Source organism: Methylobacterium sp. SD274, assembly GCF_017355285.1.
Taxonomy (GTDB): domain Bacteria; phylum Pseudomonadota; class Alphaproteobacteria; order Rhizobiales; family Beijerinckiaceae; genus Methylobacterium.
In genome coordinates, this window is record NZ_JADIJP010000016.1 from 35366 (window position 1) to 49835 (window position 14470).

General features: G+C 64.1%; 15 protein-coding genes. 7 read left to right on the forward strand and 8 right to left on the reverse strand.

Annotated elements, in window-relative coordinates; translation table 11 throughout:
- Positions 1–19 precede the first annotated feature (19 nt).
- Positions 20–1042, reverse strand: coding sequence for a YeiH family protein (locus tag IPV08_RS14745; protein ID WP_246747968.1), 1023 nt, complete (start codon positions 1040–1042; stop codon positions 20–22).
- A 203-nt stretch (positions 1043–1245) separates the two neighbouring features.
- On the opposite strand from IPV08_RS14745, the gene IPV08_RS14750 reads away from it, so the two are divergent.
- Positions 1246–1488, forward strand: coding sequence for a hypothetical protein (locus IPV08_RS14750; protein WP_056427062.1), 243 nt, complete (start codon positions 1246–1248; stop codon positions 1486–1488).
- A gap of 21 nt (positions 1489–1509) precedes the next feature.
- On the opposite strand, the gene IPV08_RS14755 is transcribed toward IPV08_RS14750, so the two are convergent.
- The 3 genes from IPV08_RS14755 to IPV08_RS14765 all read right to left on the reverse strand — a co-directional run bounded on the left by IPV08_RS14755 (position 1510) and on the right by IPV08_RS14765 (position 7078).
- Positions 1510–1830 carry a cytochrome c gene (locus IPV08_RS14755; RefSeq protein WP_207412390.1) on the reverse strand — a complete coding sequence of 107 codons (321 nt, stop codon included), beginning with the start codon at positions 1828–1830 and terminating at the stop codon, positions 1510–1512.
- Between the two features lie 11 nt (positions 1831–1841).
- The gene (locus IPV08_RS14760) at positions 1842–3044 is read right to left on the reverse strand and encodes a molybdopterin-dependent oxidoreductase (RefSeq protein ID WP_207412391.1); all 1203 of its coding nucleotides are present in this window, start codon (positions 3042–3044) and stop codon (positions 1842–1844) included.
- Positions 3045–3346: 302 nt separating this feature from the next.
- Positions 3347–7078: a vitamin B12-dependent ribonucleotide reductase gene (locus IPV08_RS14765; protein ID WP_207412392.1), complete on the reverse strand. Its 3732-nt coding sequence runs from the start codon at positions 7076–7078 to the stop codon at positions 3347–3349.
- Between the two features lie 516 nt (positions 7079–7594).
- Here IPV08_RS14765 and IPV08_RS14770 point away from each other — a divergent pair.
- Positions 7595–8008 (forward strand): NADH:ubiquinone oxidoreductase subunit NDUFA12, encoded by a 414-nt coding sequence (locus IPV08_RS14770; protein ID WP_207412393.1) that lies wholly within the window; start codon positions 7595–7597, stop codon positions 8006–8008.
- A 78-nt stretch (positions 8009–8086) separates the two neighbouring features.
- On the opposite strand, the gene arsH is transcribed toward IPV08_RS14770, so the two are convergent.
- Positions 8087–8845, reverse strand: coding sequence for an arsenical resistance protein ArsH (gene arsH, locus IPV08_RS14775; RefSeq protein ID WP_207412394.1), 759 nt, complete (start codon positions 8843–8845; stop codon positions 8087–8089).
- Between the two features lie 47 nt (positions 8846–8892).
- Here arsH and IPV08_RS14780 point away from each other — a divergent pair, with 47 nt between their 5' ends.
- The 5 genes from IPV08_RS14780 to IPV08_RS14800 all read left to right on the forward strand — a co-directional run bounded on the left by IPV08_RS14780 (position 8893) and on the right by IPV08_RS14800 (position 12506).
- Positions 8893–9270, forward strand: a complete 378-nt coding sequence (locus IPV08_RS14780; protein WP_207412395.1) for a metalloregulator ArsR/SmtB family transcription factor — start codon at positions 8893–8895, stop codon at positions 9268–9270.
- Positions 9263–9700 carry an arsenate reductase (glutaredoxin) gene (gene arsC, locus IPV08_RS14785; protein ID WP_207412396.1) on the forward strand — a complete coding sequence of 146 codons (438 nt, stop codon included), beginning with the start codon at positions 9263–9265 and terminating at the stop codon, positions 9698–9700. The genes IPV08_RS14780 and arsC overlap by 8 nt, the downstream gene beginning before the upstream one ends.
- 33 nt (positions 9701–9733) lie before the next feature.
- Entirely contained in the window at positions 9734–11032 is a 1299-nt protein-coding gene (locus IPV08_RS14790; protein ID WP_207412397.1) for an arsenic transporter, read from the forward strand.
- Positions 11033–11173: 141 nt separating this feature from the next.
- Positions 11174–11845, forward strand: a complete 672-nt coding sequence (locus IPV08_RS14795; RefSeq protein WP_207412398.1) for a DUF2155 domain-containing protein — start codon at positions 11174–11176, stop codon at positions 11843–11845.
- Between the two features lie 28 nt (positions 11846–11873).
- A complete protein-coding gene (locus tag IPV08_RS14800; protein ID WP_207412399.1) occupies positions 11874–12506 on the forward strand; it encodes a LysE family translocator in 633 nt (210 codons plus the stop codon).
- Between the two features lie 13 nt (positions 12507–12519).
- Here the strand turns inward: IPV08_RS14800 and aat are convergent, their stop codons facing one another.
- The 3 genes from aat to IPV08_RS14815 all read right to left on the reverse strand — a co-directional run bounded on the left by aat (position 12520) and on the right by IPV08_RS14815 (position 14387).
- On the reverse strand, positions 12520–13206 hold the full coding sequence (aat, locus tag IPV08_RS14805; RefSeq protein WP_207412434.1) for a leucyl/phenylalanyl-tRNA--protein transferase: 687 nt from the start codon (positions 13204–13206) through the stop codon (positions 12520–12522).
- A gap of 122 nt (positions 13207–13328) precedes the next feature.
- A complete protein-coding gene (locus IPV08_RS14810; protein WP_207412400.1) occupies positions 13329–13661 on the reverse strand; it encodes a hypothetical protein in 333 nt (110 codons plus the stop codon).
- Positions 13662–14072: 411 nt separating this feature from the next.
- Complete coding sequence (locus IPV08_RS14815; RefSeq protein WP_207412401.1) at positions 14073–14387, reverse strand: hypothetical protein; 315 nt, start codon at positions 14385–14387, stop codon at positions 14073–14075.
- Between the last annotated feature and the right edge of the window lie 83 nt (positions 14388–14470).

Below are 14470 nucleotides of genomic sequence, written 5' to 3' on the forward strand. Positions count from 1 at the left end.
CTCATCGGCTTTGCGCCGATCAGGAGATGCCGAGGGCCCTGATGAGGATGAGGCTGGTGGCGAGGAGGACGGCGAGCGAGCCGGTGACGGCCAGGGTGACCCGGCCGCCCATGCGCGCCAGGACCCGGACATCGACTCCGAGCCCAAGGGCAGCCATCGACATGATCGTGAGAAAACCGGCCACTTGCCGCACCGGGCCGGAGGCAGCGTCAGGGATCAGCCCGAGGGAGCGCAGGGTGGCGAGCCCGAGGAATCCGAGGATGAACCAGGGCACGAGCCTGGTGAATCCCAGTCTCCGGGGCGACGCGCTTTGTAGGCCTGTCTCCCGGGGCAACCGGTGGGCGAGAAGCGAGAACGCCACCACGACGGGTCCGAGCATCAGGACGCGAACTAGCTTGACCAGCGTGCCGACCTGGGTGCTCAGGAGCCCGACCGGCACCGTAGCGGCCAGGACTTGGGGCACGGCATAAACCGTCAGGCCGGCGAGCACACCGTATTGGTGGTCTGACAGGCCGGCGAGGGGAATGAACAAAGGCAGCCCGAGTACCATCAGCACGCCGAGCACAGCGGTGAATGCAATGGAGCCAGCGACGTCCTTGCTGTCGGCCCCAATCACCGGCGCCACGGCAGCGATAGCCGAGTTCCCGCAGATGGCGTTGCCGCAGGCGACAAGGATCGCCATGCGGGCCGGCAGACCGAGCCCCCGGCAGATCGCGTAACTCGCCAGAATCGCGAGAAACACCGTTCCAACGATGCCGGTGAGCAGAGCCGGGCCAGAGGCAACGATGGCACCGAGGCTGATGGAAGCACCCAGCAACGTCACGGCGATTTCGAGCAGTTGCTTCGCGCTGAAGGCGATCCCGGCTCGGAAGCGTTCACCCGGCACCCATGCGGTGCGGATGGCGATACCGAACAGGATCGCGATGACTAATGCCTCTATATAGGGGTGACCGGTGGCCCGCTCTTCCCAAGCCTGGATAGCCATGGCGGAAGCAGTCACGGCGAGGCAGAGCATCAGGCCGGGCAGCAGCGCCGGCCGCATGCGCGTGGTGGTCTCACCCGCGGGAAGACCCGTATTCAATGATGTTTTCACGCCCATTCCACCTGCCGGGATCAGCCAGCAGGCCGTTCCAAAAACAAACTTCTGCCTTGGGCGCAGAAAGGAGAAAACCCCTCTCCATATGGCCCTAACTTCAAAAGACCCATCCATTGATCGATGGCAACCAAACCTCGATCTTAACGCGTATGAGTGCTCGTTCGAATTTCGGCTCCACCAGTTTCGATCCGTATGGCGAACCGGTCAGCGACGACCGCAACGCTTCCACGATGCAGGGTGATCGGCGCGCACGAAATGCCGCTATCGCAGTGTTCTGGACTCTGGCACTTACGCTCACCGCGGGCCGGATCTATTTCAGCGAGCAGACCTTCGATCAGACGATGACGCTTGCCCAGGCGCAGATCGCGGCTTTCGTCACGGCGATCCGCTAGACTGAGATCGATGGCCGCCAGTTAGTAGGCGGCTGCGAGATAGGCGGCGATCGCTTTGGCTTCGGCTTCCTCGATCGGTGCGTGAAAGACCTTCACCATCTTTGTGACCTCGGCATTCCAAAAAGCGGCGCCTTTTCCGGGCGGCTGCGTGAGGATGTAATCCACCGAGTGACACATGGTGCAGTAGGTTTGCGCCGCCTCGAAACCGGCTTCGTGACCCTGAACGGGCAGCAACTCCGCTGTTGGCTCCGGGACGTCATAACTGCGCGGTGCGGCCCAGGCCGTTCCACCGATGAGAAGGGCGAGCGATCCAAAGGCGGCCGCGAAACGATGGTGTCTCATCTCGCTTCTCCTCACAGCGCCTCAAGTCGGGTGGTCTCGATGACGTTCCGCATATATCCCGCCGGATTCCAACGCGGCTCCATCGGCTGCGTCGTCCCGTCTCCGGCTTTGGCGCGGACACGAACCACGTGCGAGCCCGACTTGAGATCGGCCTCATAACTCCAGGACCGAAACGAGTACTGCCCGATGTTTTGGCCGAGCCGTGCTGCCGACCATGTCGTCCCGTCATCCAACGAGATGTCGACGGCCGTAATGCCGGAACCTCCATCGAAGGCGATACCGCGCAGTGCTACCGTTCCCGCGCGAACCGTCGCACCATCCGTCAGGTTGGTGATGAAGGAGCGAACGGGCAGCCGATGGATCGGTACCGTCTTCCCCAAGGCGGCTCCCGGCTCGACACAGGCACACTCGTTGTCGGGGATGCGATAGGCCTTCTGCATCCAGAACCCATCGAAGGGGGTGTCCAGCACCGTGATCGAGCTCAGGTGCTTGATCCAGTAGGTGCCGTAGAAACCCGGTACCACGAGCCTCAACGGGTAGCCGTTGAGCCAGGGAAGATCCTCTCCGTTCATTGCCCAGGCCAGCATCACCTTGCCCTCCTCGGCATGATCGATAGCGAGAGCCTTGGCGTAACGCGGCGTCTCGGACAGAACCGGCCCGTCGAGACCGGTGAACGCCACCTGCACGGCGCCCTGCTTCACCCCGGCTTTGTCGAGCACGGATTTGAGCGAGACGCCGGTCCAGCGGGCATTCCCCATGGCGCCATTGCCGAGTTGCCCCCCGGCGACACGGGGCAAGAAGAAGCCCCGAGAGTTCCCCGAGCATTGGTTCACGGCCACGAGGTCGATGACGGGAAGGCTCTTCAGTTCCCTCAAGGAGAGGAAGATCGGCCTGTCGACATGGCCGCTTACCTCCAGCCGGAACAGGTCTGGATCGATGGACGTCGGGATATCGGCGAGGTGATAACGCACGAAGAACGCATCGTTCGGCGTGATCACCCCCTCGTCGAAAACCTGGAACGGCGTTTCAAGCTGAGGCGGACGTGCCGTCGTCTGCAGCAATGGTCGCTTACCGGGGTAAGCCACAAGAGGCCTTTCCCCGTTGGCGAAGGGGAGCGTCGCGCGCGCGCCGGCGAGCGCGCGGAACGAGGGGAGTGCGAGACCACTTGCCGTTGCGGCAGCCCTAAGAAAATTTCTTCGGCCAAGCTGACCCATTGCTTTCCCCCGCCCCAATGCGGAACGGCGTACGCAGCGTTAGATCGTGACGGCTCGCAAATTGCCGCTTCGTTAGCCCTCCGCCGATGCACGGAGCCGACGGTACCACACCTGCTTTAAATCCTGTCCTCTCGGAGAACCTTGAGAACGTAAATGCCAATCAAAAAGGCCAGCCTCCTGAGAGGCTGGCCTTTACTTATTTTATAGTGAGTTTTCAGGAATTTTTCCGGCAACGAAGGCCCATCTTATCTCAGACCTTGCAACAATACGAGTGCCAGAGAATATGATCTTTGCTCGACACGTTAGGAGCATCCAGTCGTGGACCCGCACGTATCGCATTTCAGGCAAGTTCCGTTGCGCACGAGGGTGAAGTTCGCGCATTCCGGGCAGGATTCGCCGACATAACCCTTCATCTTGGCCTCGGCTCGGCGGTCCGACACGGTGCGTTCAGCCTTGGCGAAGGGGAGGGCGGTGACGAGGTTTTCGGCTTGGCCCGCCACTTCCGGCTCGGCCTTTAGCGCCGTCGCTCCCCGCAGGGCGTGGACGACGCCTCCAGCCGGAGCGCTGGTTCCGACCATGCCGGATCCGACGCCCACCGTGCCGCCGCCCGGACCACCCTGGATCAGGGTGAGCCGGTCGGCCGAGCCGCGTAGCAGGCCGCGCGAGACGACGCTCGAGGCCATCGTGTCCGGCCGGTCGCCGTTGCGGGTGCCTTCGCCTTCGCCTTTGCCCATCACCGTGTTGCCGATCTCGGACGGGTCCACATGGGCGAGGTCCATGCGGCCGAGATAGGAGACGGCGAGTTCGCGGAACACGTAGTCGAGGATCGACGTGGCGTTCTTGATCGCGTCGTTGCCCTGCACGAAGCCCGAGGGCTCGAACCGAGTGAAGGTGAAGGCGTCGACATATTCCTCCATCGGCACGCCGTATTGCAGGCCGATCGAGATCGCGATGGCGAAGTTGTTCATCAGCGAGCGGAAGGCGGCGCCTTCCTTGTGCATGTCGATGAAGATCTCGCCGATGCGGCCGTCCTCGTATTCGCCGGTGCGCAGGTAGACCTTATGGCCCCCAACGACGGCCTTCTGGGTGTAGCCCTTGCGCCGGTCGGGAAGCTTCTCCCGGGACCGGATGCGCTCCACCCGCTCGATCACGCGCTCGACGATCTTCTCGGCGAGCTGCGCCGCCTTGGCGTTGGCCGGCTGGGCCACCAGCGCCTCGATCGCCTCCTCGGCATCCTCTTCTTCATCGGCGATGAGCGCCGAGTTTAGGGGCTGGGACAGCTTCGAGCCGTCGCGGTAAAGGGCGTTGGCCTTGAGGGCCAGCGTCCAGGACAGCTTGTAGGCGCTCTTGCAATCCTCGACCGTGGCGTCGTTCGGCATGTTGATGGTTTTGGAGATCGCCCCCGAGATGAAGGGCTGCGCCGCCGCCATCATGCGGATGTGGCTTTCCACCGAGAGGTAGCGCTTGCCGATGCGGCCGCACGGGTTGGCGCAATCGAAGACCGCGTAATGCTCCTGCTTCAGGAACGGCGCACCTTCGAGGGTCATCGCACCGCAAATATGCGTGTTGGCGGCCTCGATGTCCTTCTTCGAATAGCCGAGGAAGGGCAGGATCTCGAAGGTAGGGTCGGCCAGCTTCTCGGTCGGAACCTTCAGCACACTCGTCAGGAAGTCGTCCCCGAGCGTCCAGCGGTTGAACACGAACTTGATGTCGAAGGCCGATTTCAAGCCCGCCTCGATGGCGGCGAGCTTGTCGTCGGTGAACCCCTTCGCACGCAGGGAGCCCGGGTTGATGGCCGGGGCCTGGCCCATCGAGCCGTGGCCGACCGCATAGGCCTCGATCTCGGCGATCTCGGATTCGCGGTAGCCAAGGGAGCGCAGCGCATCCGGCACGGCGCGGTTGATGATCTTGAAGTAGCCGCCGCCGGCGAGCTTCTTGAACTTCACCAGGGCGAAGTCCGGCTCGATGCCGGTCGTGTCGCAATCCATCACGAGGCCGATCGTGCCGGTGGGCGCGATGACGGTGGCCTGGGCGTTGCGGTAGCCGTGCTCTTCGCCGAGCGCCAGGGCCCGGTCCCACGCCACCTTGGCACGCTCGGCTAGATCGGCCTGGGGCACGTTGGCGATGTCGAGGGGAACGGGGGCGATGGAGAGGAACTCGTAGCCCGCGGCCTCGCCGTGAGCGGCACGACGATGGTTGCGGATCACCTTGAGCATGGCGTCCGCGTTCTCATCGTAGCCGGGGAACGGCCCGAGCTCGGCCGCCATCTCGGCGGAGGTGGCGTAGGCAACGCCGGTCATGATCGCGGTCAGCGCCCCGGCGAGGGCCCGGCCCTGATGCGAATCGTAGGGCAGGCCCATGCTCATCAGCAGGCCGCCGATATTGGCGAAGCCGAGGCCTAGGGTGCGGTAGCGGTAGGACAGCTCCGCGATCTCCTTCGACGGGAACTGCGCCATCATCACCGAGATCTCGAGGACCACGGTCCAGAGACGGTTGAGATGCTCGAAGGCGGCGACATCGAACTGGCCGCTGGCGCGGTCATACATCGTCAGCAGGTTGGCGGAGGCGAGGTTACAGGCCGTGTCGTCGAGGAACATGTACTCGGAGCACGGGTTCGAGGCGCGGATCCGGCCCGCCGAGGGGCAGGTGTGCCAGTCGTTCATCGTGGTGTTGAAGTGCAGGCCCGGATCGGCCGAGGCCCAGGCGGCCTCGCCGATCTTGTCCCACAGCTCACGCGCCTTCAGGGTCTTTACCGGCTTGCCGGTGGTGCGGGCGGTGAGGTTCCAGTCGCCATCGGCCTCGACCGCCCGGAGGAAGTCGTCGGTGAGCGAGACGGAATTGTTCGAATTCTGACCGGCGACGGTGAGGTAGGCCTCCGAATCCCAGTCGGTGTCGTAAACGGGGAAATCGATCTTGGTGAAGCCCTGGCGGGCGAACTGAATCACCCGCTTGGTGTAGGCATCCGGCACCATCTCCTTGCGGGCGGCCTTCACGGCCTTCTTCAGCGCCGGGTTACGCTCGGGATCGAAACAGGCGTCACCCTCGGCCTCGCACTGGGTGCAGGCCTTCATCACCGCCTGGAGATGCTTCGAGACGATCTTGGAGCCGGTCACCAGGGCGGCGACCTTCTGCTCCTCCTTCACCTTCCAGTCGATGTACTGCTCGATATCCGGGTGGTCGATGTCGACGATGACCATCTTGGCGGCGCGGCGCGTGGTGCCGCCGGACTTGATCGCGCCGGCCGCCCGGTCGCCGATCTTCAGGAAGGACATCAGGCCCGAGGACTTGCCTCCACCGCCGAGCTTCTCGTTCTCGCCGCGCAGCATCGAGAAGTTCGAGCCGGTACCGGAGCCGTACTTGAACAGGCGCGCCTCGCGGACCCACAAGTCCATGATGCCGCCCTCGTTCACGAGGTCGTCCTGCACGCCCTGGATGAAACAGGCATGCGGCTGCGGGTGCTCGTAGCTCGAGGCCGACTTCACCAGTTCGCCGGTGCGGTAATCGACGTAATGGTGGCCCTGCGCCGGGCCGTCGATGCCGTAGGCCCAGTGAAGACCGGTATTGAACCATTGCGGCGAGTTCGGAGCCACCATCTGGCGGGCGAGCATGAAGCGCAGCTCGTCGAGGAAGGCGGCGGCATCCTCCTCGGAAGTGAAATAGCCGCCCTTCCAGCCCCAGTAGGTCCAGCAGCCGGCGAGGCGGTCGAACACCTGTGTGGAGGAGATCTCAGAGCCCGAACGCTCGGCCTCGGGCAGTTCCGCCAGGGCGGCCTCATCGGCCACGGAGCGCCACAGGAACGATGGAACGTCGTTCTCCTCGACCTTCTTCAGACGCGCCGGTACGCCGGCCTTGCGGAAATACTTCTGCGCCAGCACATCGCTGGCGACCTGGCTCCAGCTCTCCGGCACCGAGATACCGTCGAGGCGAAAGACGATGGATCCGTCCGGGTTGCGGATCTCGCTCAGCGCCTTGCGGAAGGCGATGGTCGCGTAGGGGGATTGCCCGGCCGTGGTGTAACGCCGCTCGAACCGCATGAACCCTGTATCCCTTGCCGAAGTATCGATGGCGACGCCGCGTCGCGCGCCGCCGAATTCTTGCTCAGTCTGACGAAGGCGAGCGCCCGCGAACGCTCGCGATGCGCTGTCCCCTGGCCGGAAATGTCTTGAACCACCCAGCGGACTCGACCGCTCCGGTGACCATCGAACGCTATCGCGACCGGGGCCTTCCCGTCAACAACTTGTGTGTGCCGGCTACGTTCCGCGCTAGATGTTGTGGTTCTGCTTAGAAAGCTGTGGATATCGCGGCCACACCGATAAGTGTCCTTTCGGCTTGGAGGATTCGGCGCGGAAAATTTTCGGTTCACAGGCCGGGCGGGGGTCGGTCAAAGTAAGCGTTTGGTTAAGAAGCCCGCGATGTGGGATTCAGGCCGCACCGGTCCCGCCCGGACCGGCGGGCGGGACCCGACAAAAGCTGGACTTCGCATCGGCCCCTCACCATAGTCCGGCCCACGAAGGGCGGGCGGTCGAGCCGGTCCGGTTCAGGCAAGTGCGATGGCTCTCAAGGACACGCTTCTGCGGATCTTCACGTGGTGGAACGGGCAGACCATGTCGCTCGCTCTCATGACGGCCCGGCATGGCCAGCTCGTCGGCACGGACGATTTCGGCAACACCTATTACAAAGCGCTCGGCCCGCTGATCGATCGCTCGGTCGGCCCGGAGCGCCGTTGGGTGATCTATAACGGCTATGCCGACGCCTCGAAGGTGCCGCCCGGCTGGCGCGGCTGGCTGTGCCACAACAGCGACGTGCCTCCGAGCGAGGAGACCTACATCCCGCGTGAATGGCAGAAGCCGCATGTGGAGAATTTGACCGGCACCAGCGCGGCCTACCGGCCGAAAGGCTCTCAGCTCAATCCCGGCTCCAAGCCGCTGACGGCGGGCGATTACGCGGCCTGGAGCCCGGAATAAACCGGAGCCCGAGCGAACCGGCATCTCAATCCGGCGGTCGCCCGGCGGGGCGGCGCCTATCAGCTATCCCTTTGTGACTCAGGGCGCCTCCGGAGGCTTGGCAAAGCCGGTATCCGCGGCGACTTCCTTCAGCCGCTCCGGTTGGCGGTCCTTGCGCTCGCTGTAGCGGTCGACGAGGTAGCCGGCCCTCTCGCGCGTCAGGAGCGTGAACTTCATCAGTTCCTCGCAGACATCCACCACGCGCTCGTAGAGCGGCCCCGGCTTCATCCGGCCGGCCTCGTCGAATTCCTTGTAGGCCATCGGCACCGAGGACTGGTTCGGGATCGTGATCATCCGCATCCAGCGTCCGAGCAGGCGCAGGGCATTCACCGCGTTGAAACTCTGAGAGCCGCCGGAGACCTGCATCACCGCCAGGGTGCGCCCCTGGGTCGGGCGTACGCTGCCCTCGCTGAGGGGCAACCAGTCGATCTGGCTCTTCATCACACCCGTCAGGGTGCCATGGCGCTCGGGCGACACCCATACCTGCCCCTCCGACCAGAGCGACAGCCGGCGCAGCTCCTGCACCTTCGGATGAGCGGCGGTGGCGTCATCCGGCAGGGGTAGGCCATCTGCGTCGTAGATGCGTACCTCGCCGCCCATGGCTTCAAGCAGGCGCGCAGCCTCGTGGGCGAGGAATCGACTGAACGACCACTCACGCAACGACCCGTACAGGATCAGGAAGCGCGGCGCGTGGCTGAAGGGCTCGTTGATCCGCAGATGCTCCGGTAGCGGCACCGCGAAATGGGATTCGCTGAGGCTTGGCAATCCGTCGGTGAAGGGCTGTCCGGCCTTGTCCAAGGATCGATCTTCCCTTATATTTCAATAATGATTGAGATATTGCATCGATGATCGAGGAACGGCAAGCCGTCGCGGCTTTCGCGGCCCTCGGCCAGGAGAACCGGTTGCGGATCATCCGCGCCCTGGTCACCGCCGGTCCGGACGGGTTGAGCGCGGGCGCGCTGGCGGGCGAGGTCGGCGTCTCCGGCACCAACCTGTCGTTCCACGCCAAGGAACTGAGCCATGCCGGGCTGATCCAATCCCGGCGCGACGGCCGATCGATCATCTACAGCGCCACCTATCCGGCCCTGTCGGGGCTGATCGAGTTCCTGATGCGCGATTGCTGCCGGGGCAGAGCGGAGGTCTGCGCTCCGGCCGTGAACGCGCTCGCCGCCTGTCCCAGTCCCACCAGCGACGAGGCCTATGGAGACCGCACCCATGTCTGAACCGTTCGACGTCGTGATCTACCACAACCCGGATTGCGGCACGTCCCGCAACGCCTTGGCGATGATCCGCAATGCCGGGATCGAGCCGCATGTGGTCGAGTATCTGAAGTCCCCGCCGAACCCGGACCTGATCCGCCGACTGCTCGGCAGGGCCGGGCTCTGTGTCCGGGACATCCTGCGCGAGACGGGCACACCCTACCTGTCGCTCGCCCTCAGCGACCCGACCCTGACGGACGAGGAGTTGCTCGACGCCATCGCGTCGCATCCGATCCTGCTCAACCGCCCGCTCGTGGTGACGCCGAGGGGCGTCGCCCTGTGCCGGCCCTCCGAGGTTGTGCTCGACCTTCTGCCGGTCCAGCACGGCGAGTTCGTCAAAGAGGATGGCGAGCGGGTGGTGGACGAGCATGGACGCCGCGTCGCCACCGCCTGAGCGCGGTTCGACCCATTACGAGAAACGACCCGGATGCTTGCGCTCGCCATCTTCCTCGCCACCCTGGTATTCGTGATTTGGCAGCCGAAGGGGATCGGGATCGGGTGGAGCGCCCTGGCCGGGGCCACCTTGGCGCTCGCCGCCGGGGTCATCCAGCCGGGCGACGTCCCGATCGTCTGGCACATCGTCTGGGATGCGACCTTCACCTTCGTCGCCCTCATCATCATCTCGCTGCTGCTCGATGAGGCCGGGTTCTTTCATTGGGCGGCCCTGCACATCGCCCGCCGGGGCGGCGGCAGGGGCCGGCGGCTGTTCCCCCTTGTGATTCTGCTCGGCGCCGCCATTGCGGCGGTCTTTGCCAATGACGGTGCGGCTTTGCTCCTGACCCCCATCGTGCTCGCGGTCCTGTTGCGGCTCGAGTTCAAACCGCCCGCAGCCTTAGCCTTCATCGTCGCCTGCGGTTTCGTCGCCGATTCGACGAGCCTGCCGCTGGTGATTTCCAACCTCGTCAACATCGTCTCGGCCAATTATTTCGCCGTGCCCTTCGGGCGCTATGCGTCCGTGATGGTGCCGGTGAACCTCGTATCGCTGACCGCGACCCTGGTGGTTCTGTGGCTCGCCTACCGGCGCGACATCCCCGAAGCCTATCCGATGCACGCGTTGGAAACGCCCAGCGACGCCATCCGCGATCCCGTCGTGTTCCGGACTGCATTCCCGCTGCTCGGCTTGCTGCTGCTCGCCTATACGCTCACCGCACCGCTCGGCGTGCCGGTCTCGGCGGTGACCGGCCTCGGTGCCGCGCTGCTGCTCGGCCTCGCTCTGCGCGGCCGGATCATCCCGGTCCGCAAGGTGCTGACCGGCGCGCCCTGGCAGATCGTCCTGTTCAGCCTGGGCATGTATCTGGTGGTCTACGGCCTCAGGAATGCCGGCCTCACCGGCGAACTGGCCAAGGGCCTCACCTGGCTGGCCGGGCAGGGGCCGTGGGTGGCCACCATCGGCACCGGTTTTGCCACCGCCATCCTGTCCTCGGTGATGAACAACATGCCGAGCGTGCTGATCGGCGCGCTGTCGATCCAGCAAGCCCCGGACCTGTCGCCATTGACCCGCGAACTGATGATCTACGCCAACGTGATCGGCTGCGATCTCGGCCCGAAATTTACCCCGATCGGCAGCCTCGCCACCCTGCTCTGGCTGCATGTGCTGGCCGCGAAGGGACAGACCATCACCTGGGCCCAGTACATGAAGATCGGGCTGGCGATCACCCCGCCGGTCCTGCTGGTCACCCTCGCGGCGCTGGCGATCTGGCTCCCTCTCCTCGGCCCGCAGGGGTAAAGCGCCATCGGCGAACGCCCGACACCCATGAACAGGCGCGCCGCCCTTTTTACACCATGCTTGGTCTGTCTATCGGTGCATGACATCGCGACCGCCCTGGCTTAGGGCAGACGCCTCATCGTCCCGCTCCGGGTAAGCCGCATGCTCGTTCAACGCCGATTGCACATTGCCCTGAGGGCCGGCCTCATGCTCGCGGGCGCGGTGGCGCTCGGATTGCCGATGACGGGGCAGGCCCTCGCCGACAAGATCAAGAACCCGACCGCCGTGTTCTCCGGCCTCGACAAGATCACCGGACGGATCGTGTCCTTCGAGGTCGCTGTCGACGAGACCGTGCAGTTCGGCGCGCTGCAGATGACGCCGCGCGTCTGCTACAGCCGGCCGCCGACCGAGAGCCCGAAGACCACGGCCTTCCTGGAAGTTGACGAGGTGACCCTCGACAATAAGTACCGCCGCATCTTCACTGGCTGGATGTTCGCGGCCAGCCCGGGCCTCCACGCCATCGAGCATCCGATCTACGATGTATGGCTCGTTGATTGCAAAGGCGGCAACGACATCATCGCCGAGGCCCGAGAGCAGGAGGACGTGCCTGCTATGGCGTCGAAGCCGGAAAGGACGAAACGCCAGAAAAATGCCGACCCGACGCGGACGGCTCAGCAGGTCAATCCAAACGGGCAGGTCGACGTGGAAGCGCCGCGTGGCGTTCCGGTACAGCCCAAGCAGAAGCCCTCGCGCAAGTTCTTCCCGACGAATGAAGGTCCGGCCCCCGCGCCGCCGCCGCAGCCACAATCGATCTTCGACGCTATCTTCCGGTAGGATCGGCCGGGCAACGGAGTTCCCCAGCATGCCCGACGCCGTCACCTTCCTGGCCTTCGCGGGCGTCTCCCTTGGGATGGTGCTGACGCCGGGGCCGAACATGGCCTATCTGGTCTCCCGCGCGATCTGCCAGGGCCGCGCGGCAGCACTGGTCTCCCTCTGCGGAGTCGCGCTGGGTTTCGTCGTCTATATGCTGTGCGCTGCGTTCGGCATCACGGCGCTGATCCTTGCGATCCCCTACGCGTATGACGCGCTGCGGCTGACCGGCGCCCTCTATCTCGGTTATCTCGCCTGGCAGGCCCTGAAGCCCGGCGGTCGCTCGCCGTTCGAGGTGAGCCGGCTCGCCCCCGACAGCCGGACGCGGCTCTTCGCCATGGGTTTCCTCACCAACCTCCTCAACCCAAAGATCGCGATGCTCTACCTCGCGCTGCTGCCGCAATTCGTGACGCCAACGGGCGGCTCGGTGCTGGGACAGACGCTGATGCTCGGCTCCGTTCAGATCGTGATCAGCATCGCGGTGAACGCGCTCATCGCCTTGGCGGCGGGATCGATCGCCGTCTTCCTGTCCCGCAATCCCGGATGGCTGAAGGCCCAGCGCTGGATCATGGGGGGCGTCCTGGGGAGCATCGCACTTCGTATGGCGCTCGATAGAGGTCGCTAATTCGGCTCGCGACTCAGGTTTCCTGGGCCTGAGCGAGCGAGGCAAGCACCTCCTCCCCGCTGACCGCCCGTTCCCTGGGCCAAACGTCCCAAACCGCTTCAGCAGCGATCGCCTCGGCGAGGCGACGCTTGTAGACATGGCGCGGAACCTCTTCAGCTCCGAACTGGATCAGATGGTCCGTGACGAACTGTGTGTCAGCGAGGCGATATCCGCCCTTCCGCAGTCTCGCCATCAGGTGCGCGAGCGCAACCTTCGAAGCGTCGCGGGAGATGTGAAACATGCTCTCGCCGAAGAAGGCCGCTCCGAGCGAAACGCCATAAAGCCCGCCGACCAGCCGACTTTCGGCATAGACCTCGATCGTATGTGCGTGGCCTGCATCATAAAGTGCGCCGTAGAGTTCGCGGATGCGCGCATTGATCCAGGTCTTCTCGCCATCGCCTCGCGGAGCGGCACAGCCCGAGATGACGCCATCGAAATCGAAATCTGTCCGCACCTCGAAACGGTCGGATCGAATGGTTCGGGCAAGCCGACGCGAAACGTGGAAATAGTCGATCGGCAGGACGCCGCGAGCCTTCGGCTCGACCCAGTAGATCGTCGGGTCCTCGGCATCCTCCGCCATGGGGAAGATGCCGGCGGCATAGGCTTTCAACAGGATCTGCGGAGTGATGTCCACGCAATCGCCGTCGTGGTCGTGGTGCATGGCCACTAATGTGACGTCTCCTGCGCGCGAAAGCCAGAGCAACAAAGCGTCGCCCAGCGTCGCGCCCAACGAAAAAGAGCGGAGCCTCCGCTCCGCCCACTGACGTTTTGAACGAACCGACCTCAGAATTCCGGGCCGCCCGAGGTCGTGCCAAGGTTGGGGTAGGAGCGCTGGTTCTGCTCGGCATTGCCGCCCTTCGCAGAATCCTCGAACACGGCCTCACGGTTGGAGTTGAAGGAACCGCCGCGGACACTTCCTGTGTCCTCTACGTCGAGACGGCCTTCTGCATCGCGATAAGTACCGTAGACCGGCGGGCGATCGATTGTGTCGACACCATTTGTACCCGCTAGCGGTACGATCCTGTCGGACGCACCAACAAAGTCAGATTGCGCCTGGGCGAGAACGGCGGTGGCGCTCAGGGTAGCAGCCACGAGGGCGAGTGTCAGGGTGCGCATGATTGGAACTCAGTCGGTAGGAGGAGGATCGGCCTCTCAGTAGCTGCCTGGTAAGAATAGAAAGGCGCTGGCCGGGCCGGACTGGTCGAATAAGCTCTGACGACCCAAGACGTTCCGGAGATATTGAGCCGGCGATGTGTCACATGCCACCGGGGGTGAAAAACCACATCAAATGACCGCCATGCTATGGATGCCCCAGAGAGAACTGTATTTTACTCTTAATAGGCGCCTGTGCAGTGATTTTTGGAAAAAATGACTAGCTCGCTTTCCAAATCACGGAGGTAGGAATATCCATCATCGTGCTCATCCGCACTAATCGAGAATGACCTACGCTTTCAGAGGCCGGCAAAACAAAACAGCCGACCTGTTGAGGCCGACTGTTCTGTATCGTCACTTTGGAATTACGAGCAATTAGCGGGCGGGGCCGCCGGAGGTCGAGCCGGTATTGGCCCCCATGCCTTTGTTCGTCTGATCGGCATTGCCGCCCTTCGCAGAATCGACCGCGCCGGCACCCGGCGACATTCCGTTCTCCCCGGCTGGACGGCTCGTGCTGCCCGTGGCCGGCGGCATATCGCGCGTCGACGGGTTGTCGAGCGGCCCACCTGTGGTCGTGCCAGCCTGCGGTACGGCCCGTTCCGGCTGCGAGACGTTACCCGAAGGTGACTGCGCCAGAGCCGGGGAGGCTGCGAGAAGCAGGGCGGCGACAGTGAGCTTTGCGATACGCATGAAGTTCGTCCTTGCTGATTCCAGTTCTCATCACGCTGGCACAATCACGCTCGATTGCGCACAATGAGAAATTGTTCACTCAA